Annotated in this window: 20 protein-coding genes and 1 tRNA gene; 5 read left to right on the top strand and 16 right to left on the bottom strand. The window is 63.1% G+C overall.

The genetic code is table 11. The annotated features are described in order from the left end of the window. Positions 1 to 40: 40 nt before the first annotated feature. From murB to HDE77_RS16680, 6 genes are all read right to left on the bottom strand, one after another. On the bottom strand, positions 41 to 1072 hold the full coding sequence (gene murB, locus HDE77_RS16705; protein WP_184419129.1) for a UDP-N-acetylmuramate dehydrogenase: 1032 nt from the start codon (positions 1070 to 1072) through the stop codon (positions 41 to 43). 31 nt (positions 1073 to 1103) lie between these two features. Continuing rightward, positions 1104 to 2171 carry a quinone-dependent dihydroorotate dehydrogenase gene (locus tag HDE77_RS16700; protein WP_184419054.1) on the bottom strand — a complete coding sequence of 356 codons (1068 nt, stop codon included), beginning with the start codon at positions 2169 to 2171 and terminating at the stop codon, positions 1104 to 1106. A gap of 3 nt (positions 2172 to 2174) precedes the next feature. Further along, a complete protein-coding gene (locus tag HDE77_RS16695; protein ID WP_184419053.1) occupies positions 2175 to 2942 on the bottom strand; it encodes a class I SAM-dependent methyltransferase in 768 nt (255 codons plus the stop codon). 35 nt (positions 2943 to 2977) lie between these two features. Continuing rightward, on the bottom strand, positions 2978 to 3754 hold the full coding sequence (locus HDE77_RS16690) for an SDR family oxidoreductase (RefSeq protein WP_184419052.1): 777 nt from the start codon (positions 3752 to 3754) through the stop codon (positions 2978 to 2980). Positions 3755 to 3764: 10 nt separating this feature from the next. After that, positions 3765 to 4070, bottom strand: a complete 306-nt coding sequence (locus HDE77_RS16685) for a DUF4190 domain-containing protein (RefSeq protein ID WP_184419051.1) — start codon at positions 4068 to 4070, stop codon at positions 3765 to 3767. Positions 4071 to 4162: 92 nt separating this feature from the next. Continuing rightward, a complete protein-coding gene (locus tag HDE77_RS16680; RefSeq protein WP_184419050.1) occupies positions 4163 to 5698 on the bottom strand; it encodes an aldehyde dehydrogenase family protein in 1536 nt (511 codons plus the stop codon). A gap of 130 nt (positions 5699 to 5828) precedes the next feature. Here HDE77_RS16680 and HDE77_RS16675 point away from each other — a divergent pair. Further along, positions 5829 to 5905: transfer RNA gene (locus tag HDE77_RS16675), tRNA-Arg, on the top strand. A 59-nt stretch (positions 5906 to 5964) separates the two neighbouring features. Here HDE77_RS16675 and HDE77_RS16670 read toward each other — a convergent pair. Continuing rightward, positions 5965 to 7524, bottom strand: coding sequence for a YdiU family protein (locus tag HDE77_RS16670; RefSeq protein WP_184419049.1), 1560 nt, complete (start codon positions 7522 to 7524; stop codon positions 5965 to 5967). A gap of 328 nt (positions 7525 to 7852) precedes the next feature. On the opposite strand from HDE77_RS16670, the gene HDE77_RS16665 reads away from it, so the two are divergent. Further along, positions 7853 to 8443: a DUF1415 domain-containing protein gene (locus HDE77_RS16665; RefSeq protein WP_184419048.1), complete on the top strand. Its 591-nt coding sequence runs from the start codon at positions 7853 to 7855 to the stop codon at positions 8441 to 8443. Positions 8444 to 8503: 60 nt separating this feature from the next. Then, positions 8504 to 8836, top strand: coding sequence for a YkgJ family cysteine cluster protein (locus tag HDE77_RS16660; RefSeq protein WP_184419047.1), 333 nt, complete (start codon positions 8504 to 8506; stop codon positions 8834 to 8836). A 151-nt stretch (positions 8837 to 8987) separates the two neighbouring features. Here the strand turns inward: HDE77_RS16660 and HDE77_RS16655 are convergent, their stop codons facing one another. The 7 genes from HDE77_RS16655 to HDE77_RS16625 form a co-directional block, all read right to left on the bottom strand. Continuing rightward, the gene (locus HDE77_RS16655) at positions 8988 to 9695 is read right to left on the bottom strand and encodes a pseudouridine synthase (protein ID WP_184419046.1); all 708 of its coding nucleotides are present in this window, start codon (positions 9693 to 9695) and stop codon (positions 8988 to 8990) included. After that, positions 9692 to 10762 carry a class I SAM-dependent methyltransferase gene (locus HDE77_RS16650; RefSeq protein ID WP_184419045.1) on the bottom strand — a complete coding sequence of 357 codons (1071 nt, stop codon included), beginning with the start codon at positions 10760 to 10762 and terminating at the stop codon, positions 9692 to 9694. Before HDE77_RS16650 ends, HDE77_RS16655 begins: the two co-directional genes overlap by 4 nt. Before the next feature lie 98 nt (positions 10763 to 10860). After that, a complete protein-coding gene (locus tag HDE77_RS16645; RefSeq protein WP_184419044.1) occupies positions 10861 to 11202 on the bottom strand; it encodes a carboxymuconolactone decarboxylase family protein in 342 nt (113 codons plus the stop codon). Positions 11203 to 11309: 107 nt separating this feature from the next. Beyond that, positions 11310 to 12116 (bottom strand): AcvB/VirJ family lysyl-phosphatidylglycerol hydrolase, encoded by an 807-nt coding sequence (locus HDE77_RS16640; protein ID WP_184419043.1) that lies wholly within the window; start codon positions 12114 to 12116, stop codon positions 11310 to 11312. Continuing rightward, positions 12113 to 14722 (bottom strand): bifunctional lysylphosphatidylglycerol flippase/synthetase MprF, encoded by a 2610-nt coding sequence (mprF, locus tag HDE77_RS16635; protein WP_343206129.1) that lies wholly within the window; start codon positions 14720 to 14722, stop codon positions 12113 to 12115. The genes HDE77_RS16640 and mprF overlap by 4 nt, the downstream gene beginning before the upstream one ends. 157 nt (positions 14723 to 14879) lie before the next feature. Beyond that, positions 14880 to 16901 carry an oligopeptide transporter, OPT family gene (locus HDE77_RS16630; protein ID WP_184419042.1) on the bottom strand — a complete coding sequence of 674 codons (2022 nt, stop codon included), beginning with the start codon at positions 16899 to 16901 and terminating at the stop codon, positions 14880 to 14882. A gap of 87 nt (positions 16902 to 16988) precedes the next feature. After that, positions 16989 to 17876, bottom strand: a complete 888-nt coding sequence (locus HDE77_RS16625; RefSeq protein ID WP_184419041.1) for an RluA family pseudouridine synthase — start codon at positions 17874 to 17876, stop codon at positions 16989 to 16991. 444 nt (positions 17877 to 18320) lie between these two features. Here HDE77_RS16625 and HDE77_RS16620 point away from each other — a divergent pair, with 444 nt between their 5' ends. Together HDE77_RS16620 and HDE77_RS16615 are read left to right on the top strand one after the other, a co-directional pair. Beyond that, positions 18321 to 18878, top strand: a complete 558-nt coding sequence (locus tag HDE77_RS16620; protein ID WP_184419040.1) for a YaeQ family protein — start codon at positions 18321 to 18323, stop codon at positions 18876 to 18878. Positions 18879 to 18985: 107 nt separating this feature from the next. Next, complete coding sequence (locus HDE77_RS16615) at positions 18986 to 19420, top strand: FKBP-type peptidyl-prolyl cis-trans isomerase (RefSeq protein ID WP_184419039.1); 435 nt, start codon at positions 18986 to 18988, stop codon at positions 19418 to 19420. A gap of 119 nt (positions 19421 to 19539) precedes the next feature. Here the strand turns inward: HDE77_RS16615 and HDE77_RS16610 are convergent, their stop codons facing one another. Further along, entirely contained in the window at positions 19540 to 20397 is an 858-nt protein-coding gene (locus tag HDE77_RS16610; RefSeq protein WP_184419038.1) for a PA4780 family RIO1-like protein kinase, read from the bottom strand. An 85-nt stretch (positions 20398 to 20482) separates the two neighbouring features. Next, complete coding sequence (locus HDE77_RS16605) at positions 20483 to 21493, bottom strand: LLM class flavin-dependent oxidoreductase (protein ID WP_184419037.1); 1011 nt, start codon at positions 21491 to 21493, stop codon at positions 20483 to 20485. Positions 21494 to 21760 lie beyond the last annotated feature (267 nt).

Raw genomic sequence — 21760 nt, 5'->3', positions numbered from 1 at the left:
GGGTGCGCCGCGAGTTGTAGTCGAGAGCCTACAGCCGGCTTCAAGCGCTTGCGCCAATGACCAACGGCTCCGGCTCCAGCCGCACGCCAAACTTTTCCTGCACACCGGCGATCACGCGCTGGGCCAACGCCCACAATTCGGGGCCACTCGCCTTGCCGTGATTGACCAGTACCAGCGCATGACGCTGGGAAATGCCCGCGTCGCCTTCACGCATGCCCTTGAACCCGGCTGCCTCGATCAGCCAGGCCGCCGACACTTTGCAGCGACCGTCGGCCTGTGGCCAAACGGCAAGCCCGGGATGATCGCGCTTGAGCTGTTCGGCGAGCGCGGCATCGACGATGGGGTTCTTGAAGAAACTGCCAGCGTTGCCGATCACCGCGGGATCGGGCAGCTTGCTCATGCGCAGATGCACCACCGCTTCGGCGACATGGAACGGTGCGGGCTTGTCCACGCCCATCCGCGCCAGCTGCTCGTTGATGCCGGCGTAGTCGGTGCGCAGCGGGCGACTGCGTGGCAACACGAAACGCACCGCGGTGACGATGTAACGCCCCGGCTCGTGCTTGAACAACGAGTCGCGATAAGCGAACGCGCAAGCGGCGTGATCGAGGGTCACGACGCAGTGCTCGCGGGTATCCCACGCTTCCACACTTTCGATGAACTCGGCCACTTCGCAGCCGTAGGCGCCGATGTTCTGGATCGGTGCAGCGCCCACTGTGCCGGGAATCAGGATCAGATTCTCCAGACCGGCATAGCCCTGGCCCAGAGTCCAGCGCACGAAGTCATCCCAGCGCTCGCCGGCGGCCACGGCGATGCGTGCACTGTCGCCATCGCTCTCGACCTGCACGCCGCGGGTCGCCATCACCAGAACGGTGCCGTCGAAGTCACCGGTGAACAGCACGTTGCTGCCCTCGCCCAGCACCAGCAGGCGACTGTTGCGAATAGCGGGAAAATCCAGCAGCTCAGGCAATCGACTGGCGTCACGGAACTCGGCCAGCAGCTTCGCCCGAGCAGCGACGCGTAGCGTGTTTCGATTGGCCAGCGGCGCATTTTCGATGAGCGTGTAGCCGCCCATGTCCACTCGCTGCGCCGGCATGTCTACTCGCTCAGCCGGCATAACCGCTCTCATCAGGTGGGCGTCCATCAAAAGCGTCCTCGCGCTGACGGCGGATTTCATTGACGCACTCGCCAACCAACTGCGGCCCGCGATAGATCAAGCCCGAATAGACCTGCACCAACGCAGCACCGGCATCGATCTTCTCTGCCGCGTCACTGCCATCGAGAATGCCGCCCACGCCGATCAGCGGAATGCGCCCTTGCAGGCGCTTGCTCATGCCGGCCAGCACCTCCGTGGACCGCGCGAACAACGGCTTGCCGGACAGGCCGCCGATCTCGTGGCCGCGAGGGTCATCGGCCACGGCGGCATGGTCGATCGTGGTGTTGCTGCAGATCACCCCATCGATGCCGGTGCGCAACAGCACTTCGGCAATCGCGTCCAGCTCCGCTTCGCTCAGATCCGGCGCGATCTTCAGCAGCATCGGCTTGCGCTGCCCATGCTGCGAGCCAAGCCGCTCCTGCGCCTCGCGCAGGATCGAGATGAAGCGGCGCAACGTGGCTTCCTCCTGCAGGTCGCGCAGGCCCTGGGTGTTCGGCGAGGAAATATTGACGGTGATGTAACTGGCGTGTTCGTAGACGCGGCCCAGGCAGATCAGGTAATCGTTGACCGCCTTCTCGTTCGGCGTGTCTTTATTCTTGCCGATGTTGATGCCAAGCACGCCGTGATAACTGGACTGCTGCACGTTGCGCACCAGCGCATCGACACCACCGTTGTTGAAGCCGAGCCGGTTGATGATCGCCTCGTACTGCGGCAGCCGGAACATCCGTGGCTTGTCGTTGCCCGGTTGCGGCAGTGGCGTCACCGTACCTACTTCGATGAAACCGAAACCGAGCGCGTCCAGCGCATCGAGATGTTCGGCATTCTTGTCCAGGCCAGCGGCCAGGCCCACCGGGTTCGGGAACGTGATGCCGAACGCGGTCGTCGGCAGATCAGCCGGAGGTTTGGCGATCCATTGCGCGAAATTGCTGCGTTGGGCCACGCCCAGGCCGTACAGGGTGACCCGATGCGCGGTCTCGGCATCGAGCTTGAACAGCAGCGGGCGCAGGTAGTCGTACATGGGTCAGACCAGATGGCCCGCGAAAATGCGGGTGTCGTAATCGAAGCTTACCGTGCCGTGCTCTGCGCAGGTATCGAACAGTTCGCGCAGTGCCTGCAGCATGGGCTCATGCTGTGGATCCCCCGCCTTCGGTGCATAGGATGAGGACATCAGCCGGCCGCGAAGAGCTTCGAAATTCAGTCGCTGGCCATGCTCGAAACTGGCGCTCCCCCGATAGCCGCTGCCGAACCAGGCACGCATCTGCGCATCATCCGCATAGCGCTCCGCTACGCTGACGTAGTCGGTGCCGAACTTCTGCAGCAGTGCCTCGTAACCTTCGAGAAAGCGCGTACCGGTCAGACGACGCGAATTCCACCAGATCGCCGCCAGTCCACCGGGTCGCAGGATGCGTGCGAACTCGCGATGCGTCGCCTGCTCGTCGAACCAGTGGAATGCCTGTGCCACCGTCACCAGGTCTACGCTGGCGTCGTCCAGCCCGGTGGCATCGGCGCGGCCATCGACGGCTTCGAATTCTGCGTATGCCTCCAGCCACAGTTCCGCAGCAGAGCGCATCGGCGCATTCGGTTCCACGGCCGTGACGCGAAAGCCGGCATCGAGAAACATCTTCGATGAGATACCAGTGCCTGCGCCGATATCGGCCACTCGCCAACTGATGTCGACGCCCTGCTCGCGCTGTAGCCAATTTAGCAACGCCGGTGGATAGTCCGGCCGGTAAAGCACGTAGTCGTCGACGCGATCGCTGAAACGCGACGTGGAGTGCAATTCGCTCATGCCATCAACCTCGCGGTCATCAGTGCTCGCCCTTATCAGCCATTGAGCATCTGACCGCCATCGACGACCAAAGTTTGTCCGGTGATCCAGCCAGCCCACGGTGAAGCCAGGAACAGGGCCGCATGGGCAATCTCCTCAGGCGTACCAAAACGGCCGAACGGAATCTTCGCCAGTACCGCGGCATAGCGCACCGGGTCCTCATGCTTGCAGCGATCCCACATGCCATCGGCAAACTCAATCGAACCGGGTGCGATGGCATTGACGCGGATGCGCTGCTCGGCGAGCACCAGTGCCTGCGACGCGGTGTAGTGACTAAGCGCGGCCTTCATCGCCGCGTAGGACGGGCTGCCTGCGCGCGGTCGCAATGCCGCAATCGAACTGGTATGCAGAATGCACGCGTGCGTTGACTTCGCCAGATGCGGCAGCGCCACGCGCGAGGCGCGCACCGCGGCCATGAGGTCGACGTTGAAATCGGCGAGCCAGGCTTCATCGTTGTCGCCAAAGCCGTAGCCGCTGGCATTGTTGACCAGCACGTCGATGCCGCCGAGTGCACTCGAAGCACCCTCGATATATCGCTCGATCGCCTGGGCATCGGCCAGATCGCAAGACTGCGCGTGGGCGACGCCCCCAAAGGCGGCGATGGACTGCCGGGTTTCCTCCAGCGCACTTTCGCCGCGCGCGCAGATCGAAACGGCCGCGCCAGCCTGCGCGAATGCCAATGCGATACTTCGACCGATGCCGCGACTTCCGCCAGCGACGACGACGCGATAGCCCTGAAAATCGTACGGTGGGGAGGCAGGTTGGGTCGTCATCGAACAGGTATCAATGCCAGTGCCAGTGCCAGTGCGTGAAGGTAAAGCCAAAAATCAGGGCGGCAATGCCAATCATGATCAGCAACAGCCACAACAGCAGGTGCAGGTAGCCGAGCACCAGGCCGGCCACAGCCATGCCGTCACCTTCCATCGGGCCATCGGCTGAGCGACGGATCTCGCTGCGTGCCAGGTGACCGCAGACGACCGCCACGATCGCACCGATAAACGGCAATACACACCAGGAAAGGATGCCGAATACCAGGCTCACAATCGCCAGCGAACTGGTGGTCGAACGGGAAGAAGGTTGATAGCTCATCGGATCGCTCACTCTGCTGGAAGTGGGAATAGCGCCGTCTTGCCTCGTCATCGATCACGGGCAGCGAACCGCCCGCGATCGACTTGTACCACTTAGAACTCGAACTTTATGCCCTGGGCCAGCGGCAGCGCATCGGAGTAGTTGATGGTGTTGGTCTGGCGACGCATGTAGACCTTCCATGCATCGGAACCGGACTCGCGACCACCACCGGTTTCCTTCTCGCCGCCGAACGCGCCACCGATCTCTGCACCTGAGGTGCCGATGTTGACGTTCGCGATGCCGCAGTCCGATCCCGCCGCGGACAGGTACTGCTCGGCCGAGCGCAGATTCTGCGTAAAGATCGACGAGGACAGGCCCTGCGGCACGGCGTTCTGCAGCTCGATCGCCTCATCCAGCGTCTTGAACGGCATCACGTAGAGGATCGGCGCAAACGTTTCGGTCTGTACCACGTCATCGGCATTCTTCAGGCCGGTGACAATAGTCGGCAGCACGAAGTTGCCCTTGCGATCGGTGAGCGCTTTGCCGCCCGTACGCACTTTGCCACCGGCGGCCTTGGCCTTCTCGATCGCAGCGAGATAACCCTGCACGGCCTCGGGGCTGTTGAGCGGACCCATCAGCGTGGTGGCGAGGGTGGGGTCACCGATCTTGCCTTCGACCTGGCCATAGGCCTTCACCAGCGTGTCGACGACATTGTCATGAATCGACTCGTGCACGAACAGACGACGCGTGGTGGTGCAGCGCTGACCGGCAGTACCGACGGCGCCGAACACGATGCCCGGGATCGCCAGCTTCAGGTCCGCACTTTCGTCCAGGATGATCGCGTTGTTGCCGCCCAGCTCCAGCAGCGAGCGACCCATGCGATGCGCCACGCGCTCGCCGACCATGCGGCCGACCTTGGTCGAGCCGGTGAAACTGATCAGCGGGATGCGCTTGTCTTCGACGAATGCCTGCGACAGCTCCGTGCCGGCATCGTTGAACAGGAAGAACAGATCCGGGAAGCCGCCAGCTTTGAGCGCCTCATTGCAGATCTTCATCGTCGCGATGGCCGATAGCGGCGTCTTCGGCGACGGCTTCCAGATGCAGATATCGCCGCAGATGGTGGCCAGGAAGGTATTCCATGCCCACACCGCGACCGGGAAGTTGAACGCGCTGATGATGCCAACCAGGCCGAGCGGATGGTACTGGTCGTACATGCGATGACCCGGACGCTCCGAGTGCATCGTAGAGCCATACATCATGCGGCTCTGGCCCACGGCGAAATCGGCGATGTCGATCATCTCCTGCACTTCGCCGTCGCCCTCGGGCTTGATCTTGCCCATCTCCAGCGCGACCAGCGAACCCAGCGCATCCTTGTTCTTGCGCAGCACTTCACCGCACAGACGCACCGCTTCGCCGCGCTGCGGCGCCGGCGTGGTACGCCATACTTTGAACGCGGCCTGCGCGCGCTTGACGATCACTTCATAGTCGGCGGCGCTGGAAGCATGCACCGTACCGAGCACTTCGCCGGTCGCGGGGTTCACCGGCTGCAACGTGCCGGCGTCGGTGGTCTTGGACCACTCGCCCTGCCCGAGATAACTGCCGGACTGCTCGCCGTTGAGGCCAAGCGCGGTGAGGATTGCGTGGGACATGGATGTCTCCTGGACTTGCGTGGCGCCTGCCGGCGCCGTGAATTGAAGGCGTATAAAAGGGCAATTCTAGCAGGCCGCCAGTTAAGGCTGGATCGCACCCGCCCGGAATCCATGCGAAAATCCCGCCGCTGCCCTCGTAGCTCAGTTGGATAGAGCGGCCCCCTCCTAAGGGGCAGGTCGGACGTTCGAATCGTCTCGAGGGCACCAAAGTCATTGAATCCAGAGGCCGGCATGCCGGCCTCTGGCCGTCTGGGCGAGTGCCGCGCTCACGAACTGCACGACAGCATCGAGCAGCCAGCCTTATGCCGCGCCCAGTCCGGGCGTTTTTCCGCAAAGGACTCGCGACCCGGCTGATCGTCGTACGGGTGGCGCATGACCTCGAGCAGTTCATGAATGCCGCTGGCATCGCCCTGCTCGGCGCGATCGATCGCCTGCTGCGCCAGGTAGTTGCGCATCACGTAGCGCGGGTTGGCTCCGCGCATGCCTGCTCGACGTTGCTCGGCCGATTGCGGATCTGTCGCAAGACGCGCGACATATTGCGTCAGCCAGTCATTGAGCGCGGACTCTGCCTCTCGCCGCTTCGTTTCGTCGTAGAACGCGTCCTGGAATATCGCCAGCGACGGCGTCTGGGCATCGACGTCCGCCAGCGCGCGAAACCACAGCGTCATGTCGATCTCGGCCTGCTGCATCAGCGTATGCAATGACTGCATCAACACCACGTCGTCGTCGCGGCATTCGGCCAGGCCAAGTTTGCCGGCGATGTTGGCGCGATCGGCGGCGGCATAAGTTGCGGCATAGCGATCCAATCCAGCCTGCAAGGGCTCGATGCCGGCAAACAACGGCGCCAGCGCGCCTGCCAGGCGACTGAGGTTCCACCACGCCACGTTCGGCTGCTGGCCGTAGCGATAGCGGCGGCGCTGCGCGTCGGTGGTGTTCGGCGTCCATTCCGGATCGTAATTGTCGACCCAGCCATAGGGGCCGTAGTCGATCGTGAGGCCGAGAATCGACATGTTGTCGGTGTTCATCACGCCATGCACGAAACCCACGCGCATCCAGTGCGCGATCATCGTCGCGGTGCGCTCGCACACCTGAGCAAACCACTCCGCATACAGCGTTTCGCCCTGGCCATGGAGCTCTGGATAGTCACGGCGGATGGTGAAGTCGACGAGCTGCCGCAGCAAAGCGGTGTCGCCACGCGAGGCCGGCAACTCGAAATTGCCAAAGCGGATGAATGAAGGCGCGACGCGGCAGACGATCGCGCCGGGCTCCGCTTTCGCGTGACCGTCGTAAAACATGTCGCGCAATACTGGCTCGCCGGTATCCACCAGGCTCAGTGCCCGCGTGGTCGGCACACCGAGGTGATGCATTGCCTCGCTGCACAGGAATTCGCGCACCGATGAACGTAGTACCGCACGGCCATCGGCACCACGTGAATACGGCGTCAGCCCGGCACCTTTCAGCTGCAATTCCCAGCGCTCACCGGCCGCATTGATCACTTCGCCCAGTGAGATCGCGCGGCCGTCACCGAGCTGTCCGGCCCAATGACCAAACTGATGACCGCCGTAATTCGCCGCATAGGGCTGCATGCCATCCAGCAAGGCGTTCCCGCCGAACACCTGGGCGAACTCCGACGTCGCGATATCCGCCTCGCTGAAGCCCAGCGCCGCGGCCATCTCGGCCGAATGCGCCAGCACTCGTGGCGCGGCAACCGGCGTGGGGTCGACCGGCGAGTACAGCGCACCTTCGACCTGACGCAGACGAGGCCCGTGCTCGGCATCACCGGGCACGTCGCGGACAAATGCGTTGTCGAAACGAGGGTTGAACATGGGCGGCAGGATCTGATGAACGGGCTGACCCTATATTCGGGCGCGGATCGACACATGCAAGAGCCGTGCGGGGCACCTCGAATGACCCGCCCCCCCGCTCGTCATCCCGGCGTAGGCAGGACAAGCGCAAAGCGCGCAGAACGCTCGAAGAGCGGCCCCGAAGGGGCGAGCAAAGCGAGTAACCCAGTAGCCTCGTGTTCCTGGAGGGCTAAGGGCGCCGGGTTCCTGCCTTCGCAGGAATGACGAGCTAAAGAAGAGCGGTTGTCCGGGAGCCACTGGAACCGCATGGCGTTATAGTCGCCGCCGCCAGCATCAACCTGAGAACCACATGACCGACACTCCTCCCGCCAGCCTCAACGCCGACGCACTGCCCGAGGACGCGCCGTTCATCGCCGCCACCACACGCTGGGTGGAGCGCGCGGTGATCGGGCTCAACCTGTGTCCGTTCGCGCGCGCCCCGCACGTACAGGGCAAGTTGCGCATGCGCGTGAGCCATGCGCGTGACACCGATGCACTGCTGGATGACTTGTGCGGCGAACTGCAATCGCTGAATGCGCTGACGCCGGACGAATGCGAGACCGGCCTGCTGATCCACCCGTTCGTGCTGACGGATTTTCTCGACTACAACGATTTCCTCGACGTCGCCGACGCAGCCGTTCAGACACTGGGGCTGGAAGGTGAATGGCAGGTGGCCAGCTTCCACCCCGATTACCAGTTCGCCGAAAGTGCGCCCAACGCGATCGAGAACTTCAGCAACCGCTCGCCCTACCCCACGCTGCACTTGTTGCGCGAAGCGAGCATCGAGCGCGCGATGGAAAGCATGAGCGATACCGACAGCATTTATCGACGCAACATCGAGACGCTGCAACGCCTGGGCACCGATGGTTGGCAGGCACTGTGGCGCGAAACGAAGGAGTGATTGGGCACGCTGACGACGTGCGATTCACATTCCCGTCGGGCGAAGCTGTCATGCTGGCGAGTGAACAATCTCCCCGACCTGTACGCTGAAAGCGTCGATCCGGGCGTGCAATGCACGTCCTGCGAAGCCATCTGCTGCCGCCTCACCGTCGTATTGATGCCAGACGACCACGTGCCGTCATGGCTGATCCATCGTGACCTGCACGGCATGGAAACCCTGGCCAAGGGTGAAGACGGCTGGTGCGCCGCCGTCAATCCGAATACCTCTGGCTGCACCATCTACGAGGATCGCCCGGCGATCTGCCGCAAATACGCGATGGGCAGCCCAAGCTGCCGCGACGAGCGGCACAAGTGGTACGGCGCGTCGATTCCCACAGCGGTGCATTTGCTCTAACTGTAGGAGCGCACCCTGTGCGCGAAAGCTTTTGTGGGAGCGACTTCAGACGCGATCTTGCTTGTAGAGCTATCGCGACTGAAGTCGCTCCCACAGGGTCTTCTCGAATCCTTTCGCGCACAGGGTGCGCTCCTGCCAGAGGAGTTTCCCTCTAGGGATTGCCGCTGAAAATCAGCGAGATCTCATCGGTGTTGAGCACGCGCCACTCACCCAGCGGTAATTCGCCCAACGTGAGTCCACCGACCGCGATGCGCTGCAACGTCTCGACGTGATTGCCGGTGGCGCCGAACATGCGCCGCACCTGGTGATAGCGCCCCTCGGTCACGGTAAGCAGGGCGTGACGCGGCCCCAGCACCTCAAGTATCGCGGGCGCCAGCGGCTCCTTTTCCGATTCCAGCAGCAACGTGCCGCTGGCAAACAGTTCAGCCTCGTCGCCGCGCAGGTCCTGCGCCAACGTGGCCTCGTAGACCTTGCTCACCTGCGCCTTCGGCGAAATGATCCGATGCAGCAGCGCGCCATCGTCGGTGAACAGCAGCAATCCGGTGGTGTCTCGGTCGAGCCGTCCCACGCTGGACAACACCGGGGTACGCACGTTGTAACGCGGCGGTAGCAGGTCATACACGACCCGTCCCGGATCCTTGCGCGAACAGGTAACTGCCAGCGGCTTGTTGAGCATCAGGATCAACCCGGCAGCCGGATCGAGCGGCTCGTCGTCGATGCGGATGCTTTCGTGCGGCACGACGTCGTCGGCGTAAAGCACTTCGCCGTCTGGATCAGTGATGCGGCCAGCACGAAACATCTGCGACACATCCTTGCGGCTGCCATACCCCAGGTTTGCGATCAGCTTGACCAATTTCATCCGCGCACTCCACTAGCTTCGATCACCTTGAAACCCTCTTGCACCACCACGCTGCGCACGTCGCGAAAACGCGCGGTCAATATTGCCTCGTAAGGCAGATGCCGATTCGCCACCAGCCAGAGGCGGCCATCCTGTTGCAACGCATCGGCCGCGCTGGTGATGAACGCGCGACCCAGCTCCGGCAAGTCGGCACGCCCCTGATGAAACGGCGGATTGCTTACGATGGCGTCGTAACGCTGCGGCAAACCGCGGGTGACGTCGTGCCAGTGCACCGACACGTCAAGCTCGCGGCCATATTCGCGCTGGGCCTGCTGGAGATTGATCCGCGCCGGCTCCAGTGCACGCGCCTCGGCCTCGTACAAATCCATCGCGCGAACCTGCGGACAGCGCGCGATGACCTGAGCGGCGAGATAACCGTAACCGGCACCGAGGTCCGCCACGCGCCCATGCAGATCGTCTGGCAAGTGCGCAGCGAGCAACGCCGAGGCGCGGTCGATGCGATCCCATGCGAACAGGCCAGGCCGGCTGACGTAACCAGCGACGATCGCGCGCGGCGCGTCCAAAGCCAACCACTCATCCAGCAAAGCCTGGTTGATCCCGGCCACGTCAGGCGTGCTCCAGAACACCCGGCATTTGTGCTTGGAAAGATGCTGCACGGTACCGACCAGATTCCTCAGATCCGTCTCACCGGACTTCGCACCCTCGGCATTCGGCATGCTCACCAACACCGTACCGCCCGGCGCGGTATGGCGCAGTGCGCGCGCGAACAACGCGCGTGCCTCGTCACGCTGACGCGGAGGCAGCACCAGTACCAATGAAAACAGTTCGTCGGCTCCAGGTTTGCCCACACGAAAACCATTGCGGCCCAGCTCGTCGGCAAACGGCATGAAGCTCTGCTCACACAGCCAGCCGGGCTGGGCTACCTCGCGCAACCGCACACCTGCACGCGCGCGCAGAAACAGCACGCGACCATCCGACGGCAGACGCAACTCTGCCGATTCGAAGGGAACAAACAGCGCAGCCAGCGCCGAATCCGGCGCGGCTGCAAATACACCGGCAGCAGTCACGTGATCTCTTCAACCGTAAACGAAGGCGGCATTGTACGTGGCTGTCGGTCAAAGAGCTGGCAAGCGTTGCTATGCCGGCGCTGTTTTGCCGCGCGAACTCAGCCGCTACTATGCGCCTCGACCGCATCCATCGCCCGCGCCGAATACACCAACGCGGCGCCGGCGTTCATCGCAATCGCCACGCCGAGTGCCTCGGCGATTTCCTCGCGGGTCGCGCCATGCTTCAAAGCCTCACCGACATGTACGGTGATGCAGCCGTCGCAGCGGGTGGTGACCGCCACGGCCAGTGAAATCAATTCGCGCATCTTGGCATCCAGATGACCGGTCTTTCCGCCGGCACCGGACAGGGTCTGGTAGCCCTTCACCGTGTCAGGGCTCAGCTTGGCGATGTCGCCGATGCGCCCCATCAATTCTTTGCGGTAACCCAGCCAATCCAACATGGGAGTTTCCTCGCCGTCGTGCAGCCAGACACAGCGCCCGGCCGTGGCCTCCCATTCTGCGCCACTACGCAGGTGGTGCGCCTAAACGGCCCCGTACTGGGCGCGAATTAGTGCGTGATACCAGCCGTCGACGCACTCGCAGGCAGCTCATCCAGCATCTGCCGGGTCAACGGCTGGTAACCACCGTCGAAATGATGGTCGCCCTTCTTGGGGTGCACGACGACCCACGATGGCAGCTGGGGCTCGGTGCAGACGGTGTCGTCGCTATCGTCGATGCCGTAGTAACAGACCACCGGCGGCTTGTTGTCCAGCGCCTGCAACGGCGGCATCGCGTCGTAATCCTTGATCGGATTGAGGCTCTGCAGCAGCGTCTTGAGGTGTTCCTGCCACCATCCCTGCTTGATCATGTAACCCTCGAGGGCGATCTCGAAGTTCGCTTCCTTGCTGGGTGCCAGCAGCACCATCTGGGTGATGCGCGCGCGATTGGCAGGGCTGAGCTTGCCCACAATGGTTGGCAGGACGTCGGCACCAAAGGAATATCCCACCAGCCAGATACGCTGCTTGCCCCACACGCTCACGTATTTCGTCATCAGCGCGTCGAGTTCCTGCGCCGATTCGTCTGGCGTGCGATTGCGCCAGTAGTACTTGAACGTGTTGACCCCCAGCACGGGAATACCACGGTCGATAAACGCAATGCCAAGGCGCCGGTCCAGATCGGCCCAGCCACCGTCACCGGAATAGATGATCGCCATCACGTCGCCTTTGCCAGCCGGTGGTGCGGTGCTGATGTGGCTGACCGGTAGCACGACGGTGGTCTGCTCCAGGCTGACCCGCGACCACGGACTCCAGACCATCACGCCGCCCACGATGAGGGCCGCGATGACTGCCAGCGTGATCCCTGTCCTGCGTTTCATCGGCGCACCACGCCGGAAAGTCCGCCGGAAATCAGGCTGGCCACATTGGCCAGGATCATCGGCAACGCGATACCGCCGGGTACCGCCATGTAGCGCGCCTCCCATTCCGGATCGAATTTATCCTTGTAGCGATGCAGCCCACGGAAATTGTAGAAACGCTCGCCGCGACCAAACACCAAGGCCCCAAACCGGTTCCACAACGGCGCCTGTCGCCGATTTTGCAGCCCGGCCAACGGTGCCATGCCCAGGTTGAACCAGGTATAGCCCTCCTGCCGCGCCCACTGCATCAGTTCCACGAAGAGATAGTCCATGATTCCGGCCGGACCTTCGGGCAAAAAGCGCATCAGGTCAAGCGAGGCTTCCTGCTTGGTCTCGTTGAGAAACAGGTTGGCGAATCCCACGATCTGGTCGTTCTGCCACACCACCGCCATCGGTGTGCGAACCAGGTAGCGCGGATCGAACGCGCCCAGTGAAAAGCGCTTCTCGCGCACGCGCTTGTCGAGCATCCAGGCGTCGGAAATGACCTTGAGCCGCGGCAACAGCGGCGCCACTGATTCCGCCGGCACGATTTCCAGTCGCAAACCATCGCGCGCGAGTTTGTTCACCGTGCCGCGCAGGGTTTTCTTCGACTTGCCGTCCAGGTTGAACGTGGCCAGTCGCACACGCGCTTCTTCGCCGATTTTCAGTAGGCTCATGCCCACTTCCAGATACAGATCCAGATCTTCCGGACTGACCTGATAGAACACCGCCCAACCACCGGCGCGTTCGCATTGATCAAGAAACATCCACACCAGCTCGCGCCGTGCGGCATCGTCGTTACCGACCGGGTCGCCCATGGTCACCCAGCTGCGACCTTCGATGTCGTACATCACGAAAGCCTTGCCGCCGGGATCGAACAACAACGTCTTGTCGCCCATCAACGCAAGGTGAGCCTGCGCAGACGGGAACTGCTTGATCAGCGGCATCGCCTGCACCAGTTCCGCCTCGGTGGGTGGCTCAGGCGCCAGCCGTCGCGGTCGGATCAGACTAGCCAGCGCGAACAGCAGGCCGGCTGCCGCTGCAGCCACCAGCGCACGCAGCGCGCGCGGCGCACCACCCTGGTAAAAACTGAATTCCCACCACAGGTCGCTGCTGTAGGCGACGTGCTTGTAGCTAAACAAAACCAGCCAGGTGGCACAGCCAAATACCGCCACGATCGACACGATCCAGCCCACCGAGAACGTCGTACTGAACAACGATGCCCGCCGATAGAACAGCCAATGCGCCGGTGCCAGCGCCATCGCCAGCAAGGTGAGCAGCGTGGCTTCCTCATAGTCGATGCCTTTCAGCAGCGAGAACACCGCGCCGGCCACCAGCAACACCAGGGTCAGCCAATAGGCCGCATCCAGTCGGCGCTGCAGGCCGCGGGCGAGAATCAGCAGCATCATGCCGATCACGCTGGCCAGCAGATGCGAGACTTCCAGCACTGACAACGGCAGCACATCGCGCAGGATATCCATGCGCTTGGGCAACGCGCGGGTGGCACCGGAAAACAGCAGTACCGCGCCCGAAACCAGGGTCAGGCCCGCAAAGAAAGACGGCAGCAGTCCAGTGAACCATGGCGTCAGCAGGGACTTCTGGCGCAGCCCGCGCGCCTCGCGCTGCAGCACCAGCACGGTGGCCATGCACAGCGGCAGCAAGTAGTAGATAACGCGGAACGCCGCCAGCGCACCGATGATCGGCGCGGCCAGCGCTTCGTTGCCGGTGGCGCCGAAGCCGGCCAGCATCACCGCCTCGAATACACCTAGGCCGCCAGGCACGTGGCTGATCAGCCCGATGATCTGGGCAATCACGAAGATCGCCAGGAAATGCCCGAAACCGTTGTTCAGCTCATTCGGCATCAGCACATAGAGCACGGCCGCCGCCAATCCCCAGTCGAACGCGCCGACCAGGATCTGCCGCACGCCGGTGGCCACTGACGGCATGCTCACGCGCCAGCGCCAAACCCGTATGGGATGTTTGATCAAGCCGCCGGCGAGCCAGGCCAGTGGCACCAGCGTCAGCAGCAAGGCGGCCGGCACGCGGAACGCCGCCAGCGGAAGCGACGGCGGCAACGGTACGCACAGCAAGGTCACCCCGGTCAGCGCCAGCAGCCCCAGCCAGAAACTGCTGGTGCAAAACAGCACCACCTTCGCCACCTCTTTGGTGGACAGGCCGCTCTGGATATAAAAGCTATAGCGAATCGAACCAGACACCAGTAGCGACATGCCTATCGCATTGCTGAAGGCATAGCTGATGAATGAAATCAGGGTGACCTGCCTCCACGGCAGTTTGCGTCCGATCGAGGCCAGCGCGAAACGGTCGTAGAGAGTCATCACCGCGTAGCCCATCGCGGTCAGCAGCGCGGCGAGCAACAGCCGTGCACGCGAAATGCTCTGAACGTAGGTTCGGACCTGGTGGTAGTTCACCTCTTTAGCCAGCAGGTGCAGTGCCCATAGCGCGAGGCACAGCATGCCCACCGACAGTAACGGCCCGGCGAGCCTGCGCAACACCACCATGCGCTGGCTCGGTGGCGCCAAAGCTTCCGTGGCGCTCAGAACCTGCTCAACCTTTTCTTGCTGCTCCACGCGACGACAGACTCCCTTGGTGACCGCCTAGTGTAGAGCCTCGACTGTTTCAGGTGATTAACGAAAACCAGATCACTATCGCAACGCTGCTGACGATGGCTGCACAACCCCCGTGCGCCCGCGCCAGGGCGACGCTTCGGGGGCAGCCAGGGGTTCGCTATGCGTTCGTCGAGGCTTGCCCCAAACGACCCACCCAGCGATACAGAAACACCATCACCACGACGAACGCAACGCCACCGACCCACAGCGCCGGTCCATTCGCGAACGTGTCGCCGACCAGCGCAAGCGGGTAGTCCTTTCCGGAAAACGCGACAAACGCGGCGATGACCACGCCGAGCAACCCCTCGCCGACAATCATGCCGGACGCGAGCAGCACGCCAAGTTGCTTGGTCGCTTCGGGATTCTTCGAGCTGCGGTCCGCGCGGCGGTCGAAGTACCAGCCAGCGACCGCACCGACCACCACCATCAGCGTGCTCTGGGTCGGCAGGTAGATACCCAAGCCCACAGCGAGCGGCGACAGATGCGCGGACTTCGTCGTGCGTCGCAACACTTCATCCACGATGATCATGACCACGCCGATCACGCCGCCGATCTCGATGAGGCTCCAGTCGATATTGTTCTGGATCACACCTTGCGCCAGCGCCGAGATCAAGCCCGCCTGCGGCGCCGCCAGCGCGTGTTCGCGCTGCGGACCTGGCGCACCGACAAATCCATAGGCGTGGTTGAGCAGGTCCAGGATCGGCGGAATGATCGCGGCCCCGGCAAGTACGCCGATCACCAGCGCCCATTGCTGTTTCGACGGCGTCGCATCGACCAGTTGGCCGGTCTTGAGATCCTGCAGGTTGTTGTTCGCGATCGCCGCGGCGGCAAACACGATCGAGGTAATGAACAGCGCGAACGCCACCAGCGCTTTCTCACTGTCCACAGGCAGCGTCGAGCGGATGCCGAACACCAACAGCAGCGCCGCAGCAATCACCACGATGATGCCGATGCCCGACAGAGGGCTGTTCGACGAACCGATCAGGCCGGCCATATAACCGCACACAGCGGATACGAAGAAGCTCATCAGCACCACGAAGATCAGACCACCCACTACCAGCGCCACAATATGGTCGCCCAGACCATGACCGGCCGTCGTCGCAAAGTTCGCAATCAGCCAGCCGATCGGCAGCAGCGACACCAGCGAGATCAAGCCAACCTGCTTGATCGGGATGTCCTGCTCGGTACGCGGCAGCAAGGCCGCATTACCTGCGCCACGCACGCGCGAGGCAGCCATCGCGGAACTCAGCCCGCTGATCACCGGCTTGACCAGTTTGGCCAGTGTCCAGATGGCGGCTACACCGATGGTACCCGCGCCGACGAAACGAACTTTGTGGCTCCATGTTGCAAGCGCCAGATCCGAGATCGAAGCGGCTGCCGGCGCCAGCACGGAAAAATGCGGCACGCCCCAACCCCAACCGATCAACGCACCCACCAGCATCGCAACGCCGACCCACAACCCGACCAGGTGGCCGATGCCGAACAGCGCGAACGAGAGGAAGAAGTCGAACCCGGTCACCCCTCCCCTGTCGCCGACACGGAAGAACTGCACCACGTCGCCTGCGAACACCCGCGTGGCGACCACCACCGCGAATACCGCCGAGACAATCGAACCCCACAGCACAGCGAGCAGGCCGGCACGATTGGATTCAGCAGCCGCCTCGGCGCTGACACCCTCACCGCCGCCCGAACCCACCTTCAGTACTTCGGCGCAGGCCACGCCCTCGGGATACGGCAGATCGGAATTGGTGACCAGCGCGCGGCGCAGCGGGATCGAATACATCACGCCGAGGATGCCGCCCAGCGCGCAGATCGCGAACGATGTCCAGTAATTGAAGCCGGTCCACCATCCGATCAGGATCAGGCCCGGCAGCACGAAGATGATCGAAGACAACGTGCCTGCCGCTGACGCGACCGTCTGCACGATGTTGTTCTCCTGCATCGTGGAGCCCTTGAAGTAGCGCAGCACCGCCATCGAGATCACCGCCGCCGGAATCGACGTCGCGAACGTGAGGCCGGCCTTCAGGCCGAAATAGACGTTCGCTGCGGTGAACACCAGCGTGATCAGGATGCCGATGATCAACCCGCGTACGGTCAATTCTTTGCGCGGTGTCGCGCTGGACAATGGCTGTGCACTCACGTTTGTTACTCCCCGGACAGATGCTGCTGCGGAAGATAGCGTGGAATGGCCGTGCGTGGTTACTCCCGGGCCGAAAATCCGGACCCGTCAGAGCCTCAGCCGGCTCTCGAACCGTCGCGGCATGCCCGAAAGCGGGTCGACGAACGCCAGGCTGTGCGCCAGCAGTTGCAATGGTCGCTGATAGTCATCGGCGGCTTTTTCCGTCAGCACCGGATAGAGCGTGTCACCGACAATCGGCGCACCGAGCGCGGCCATATGCACACGCAACTGATGCTTCCTGCCCGTCACCGGATGCAGTGCATAGCGCCAGCAGGCATCACCACGCGCAATCACATCGATGCCCGTCTCGCTGTTGGGTTCCCCGTCGATCTCCTGCATGCGAAAGAACGGTTCGCCCACGACGATGCGCGAATGGCGTCGCAGCGGAAAATCGAACTCTGGCAACGCCGGTGCCAATGCCTCATACCGCTTGTCGATCCTGCGTTCGCGAAACAGCGCCTGATAGTAAGCACGGCTGGCCCGGTTCGCCGAGAACAACACCAATCCCGCGGTAGCGCGATCGATCCGGTGCAGCGGCACCAGATCGGGATTGCCCAAGCGGTGGATCAATCGCCGCAGCAAGGTCTCCTCGACAAACCCACCGGCCGGCGTCACCGGCAGGAAGTGCGGCTTGTCCGCCACCACCAGATGCTCGTCGACATGCAACACGGTCTCGGTAAACGGGATCGGCGCCTCGTCAATCACCTCGCGGTAGTAATGAATACGCAACCCTGCCCGATACGGCGTATCCGGTGCGATCGCCACACCTTGTCCATCCAGCACCAGCCCGCGCGCGATGCGATCCAGCCATTGCGCGCGGCTGATCGTGGCGAAGTGGGCGCAGAGGCTGTCGAGCACGGTGGTCCATTCGCCGGGCGGGAGATGGATGGTGCTGGCGTGGGGGGCGCGAATGAAGGATGGGGTGGGCGATGTCATGGCTGCCCCCAGTGTAGTGCGCCCTACCGAACTGGCAGTCTTAGCTGCGGCTTGTCGCGCCGGTGGGGCGGCGCTCTGCCCCCTCTCCCTCATGGGAGAGGGGGCAGAGCGTGAGGGGCGGGTGCTCGCGCGAATTTGCCGTTGCTCTTGTGGGAGCGACTTCAGTCGCGATGCTCTTGTTTGGCCTTTGCTGTTTCGCTTGCTTCAGAGCTCAAGAGCTTAAGCTCTAAAAACAAGCAACCCAAACAGCAAAGCCAGAGCATCGCGACTGAAGTCGCTCCCACAAGAGCTACATGCGCAGCAAGGGCAGCGACAGGTCACAGGCAGGGGCGCTGGGCCCTGGCCTACGCCGGGTGACGAAGGTCCATACCGCCCAGGGTCGCCACCCGGCCACACCCCCACCGCAGCGCGTAGAATGGACGGTTGTCGTCTCAAGGCACGTCCATGGCCCTCAACTCCACCATCTACAAAGTCGAACTGCAGATCAGCGACATGGATCGGCATTACTACGCCACCCATGCGCTGACCCTCGCGCGGCACCCGTCGGAAACCGAGGAACGCCTCATGGTCCGGCTGCTCGCGTTCGCCCTGTATGCGGACGACCGGCTGGAGTTTGGCAAGGGCATCAGCGATGAGGACGAGCCGGCCCTGTGGCGCAAGGCGTATACGGACGAAATCGAGCTGTGGATCGAGCTGGGTCAGCCGGACGAAACCCGCATCCGCAAGGCCTGCGGGCGTTCGCGCCAGGTAGTGGTGATCAACTACGGCGGCAATGCGTCGGAGATCTGGTGGAACAAGCTCGGCCCCTCGCTGAGTCGCAACAAGAACCTCACCGTACTTGATATTCCCGCAGCCACGGTCACCGAACTGGTCACGCTGCTGCAGCGTGGCATGCGCCTGCAATGCCTGATCCAGGATGGCCAGCTGCAGTTGATGAATGATGCCGACTCGGTAACCGTGGATCCGGTGCGACGCATGGCGCCGCCAGAAATGGTGAACTGACCGGCTCCCTTCCGATCGAATCGGCACGCTATGCGCCGCTCCATCATCGCTGGTTTTCCCGGATAATCAGCGCACGACCCCATCCACTCCTTTCACGGAATCACGCCATGCGTTGGTTGCTGTCCCTGCTCGCCCTGCTCGTTCTCGCCGCTTGCGGTGGTACGCCACAAGCCCACGCCGCTGGCCATGTAGACAAGCTCATCACGATCGATCGGAAAGTCGGGACGGGCGCCGAAGCGAAGCCGGGCATGGAAGTAAAGGTCCACTACACCGGCTGGCTCTACGACGAAACCGCCAAGGACAAACACGGCACGAAGTTCGACAGCTCGCTCGATAGCGGCATGCCGTTTTCCTTCACGCTCGGTCAGGGCAGAGTCATCGAGGGCTGGGACCAGGGCGTGGCCGGCATGCATGTCGGCGGCAAGCGCACCTTGCTGATACCAGCGGCACTCGGCTACGGCGCCAACGGTGCCGGCGACGACATCCCGCCGAATGCATCGCTGGTATTCGATGTGGAACTGCTGGATGTCCACGCGCCCTAAGCAAGGATGGCTGAGCCAGCTCCTGTGGGAGCGACTTCAGTCGCGATGCTCTTCGGTCCCGCAGGAAAGAGCGATCGCGACTGAAGTCGCTCCCACAAGAACCTCGCCGCAACAGCCCGTCAGTCGCCCTGCGCCGCCGCTTCGCGGCCCTGCTGGCGGATGATCGCTTCTTCGCGGGCGTCGATGATCGACTGCATCACGCTGTCGACATCGGCAACGCTTTCGTCGAACTCGAAGTGGCCGGTGAGTTCGCTGTCCGGATGCAGTTCACCCAGCTCGAACAGCGCCCACATTTCCTCGCCATAGTGGGTGTCCAGCAGTTCCGGCGCAAAGCGCGACAGGCTGATGGTGATATTGCCCACGTCACGCCGCAGCATGGCTCGCGCCGCGTTGTTGCCAGATGCGCTGACCACCTGTGGCAGATCGATGATCACCGGACCTTCGGGCGCCACCAGCACGTTGTATTCGGAAAGATCGCCGTGGATCAGGCCGATGCACAGCATGCGTGCCACCTGCTGCATCAGGAAACGGTGATAGGCGCGGGCCGTCTCTGCCGACAGCTCCACTTCGCCCAGTCGCGGGGCGGAATACCCGTCCGCATCGGTGACCAGCTCCATCACCAGCACGCCGTTGAAGTAACCGTAAGGTTGCGGCACCCGCACGCCGGCCGCGGTGAGCTGGTACAGCGCATCGACCTCGGCGTTTTTCCAGGCGGCTTCCATCTCCTTGCGGCCGAACTTGCTGGCCTTGCCGATTGCGCGGGCCTGCCGGCTGCCACGCACCTTGCGACCTTCCTGATACTGCACGCGAGCCTGAAAACTGCGCTGCGCCATGTCCTTGTAGACCTTGGCGCAACGGATGTCGTCGCCCGCGCGCACCACATACACGGAGGCCTCCTTGCCGCTCTTGAGTGGCCGGAGCACCTGATCGATCACGCCCTCGTCGATCAGTGCCTGCAGGCCCTTAGGTGTTTTCATGCGTCGGAAAGCTTCAACAATGCGAGGAATAGCGCCAATTATGGCCGATCAGCGGTCCCGTTCGCTGTTTTGCGGCCACACCCGGTCAGCTAGCGTGCAAACTGGCCGCCCCAAGCCGATCCCGTGCCGCCGCCGCGATCTCGAACGAATGCCGCCGCGCCGCATGCTCAAACACGTTGGCCGTAATCAGCAATTCATCCGGTTTATGTCGGGCAATGAAGGCGCCGATGCCGTCAGTCACCGTGTCCTCGTCGCCAACCACCGCGCAGGCCAGCGAACGTTCAACGCCAAGCTTTTCGACCGGCGACCCATAGGACTCGATGTCGTCGATCGGCGGCGGGATCAGCCCCGGCCGGCCGCGACGCAAGTTGATGAAGCTCTGTTGCTGGGTGGTGAACAGTCGCCGCGCCTGCGCATCGCTGTCGGCGGCAACCACGTTGATGCCCAGCATCGCGTACGGCTGCTGCAGGCGCTGCGAAGGCCTGAAGTCACGGCGGTACAGCGCCAGCGCCTCATCCATCGCATCCGGCGCAAAGTGCGAGGCAAACGCGAATGGCAGGCCTAGCCGCGCCGACAATGTCGCGCTGAACAAGCTCGAACCGAGCAGCCACACCGGCACCTCGATCCCGGCCCCAGGTACCGCGCGCACCAGTTGACCGGGCTTGGCCGGCTCGAAATACCCAAGCAGCTCCATTACGTCATGCGGAAACGCATCGGCGCTGTCGAAGTAGCGGCGCAACGCCTTCGCCGTGGGCTGATCGGTACCAGGCGCCCGGCCCAGCCCAAGATCGATGCGCCCCGGATACAGCGACGCCAGCGTGCCGAACTGCTCGGCCACCTGCAACGGCGCGTGATTCGGCAACATGATCCCGCCGGCCCCAACGCGAATCGTCGAGGTGCCCCCCGCCACATGGCCGATCAACACCGCCGTCGCCGCGCTGGCGATGCCAGGCATGTTGTGATGTTCGGCCAGCCAGTAGCGCTGATAACCGAGTTTCTCGGCCAGCTGCGCCAGATCCAGCGTATTGCGGAACGCCTGCCCGGCATCGCTGCCTTCGGTAACGGGGGCCAGGTCAAGGACGGAAAAAGGGATCATGTGGTGCTCTCGGCATATCTGAAGCCCCCAATCTGGGGGCGCTGGCGCCAATTGCCACCGTCTACGGAACCCTTCGGCTTCGGCATGGAGCTTTGCTCCTGCTCCTGCCCTACTTTTGATCCAGCTCTTACAAACAGTGCGCGCAGGACGCGCGCCGCTCTACCCGGGGCCGCTGTGCGGCGGTGAGGCGGGGTCGACAGGCCCGCAGGGGGATCGACATGGATGTCGATCCCTTTTCGTCAGGACAGGAGTCCTGTCGAAAAGCCC

It is taken from the genome of Rhodanobacter sp. MP7CTX1 (assembly GCF_014205795.1).
GTDB lineage: Bacteria > Pseudomonadota > Gammaproteobacteria > Xanthomonadales > Rhodanobacteraceae > Rhodanobacter.
This window is presented reverse-complemented; position numbering and strand designations above follow the sequence as displayed.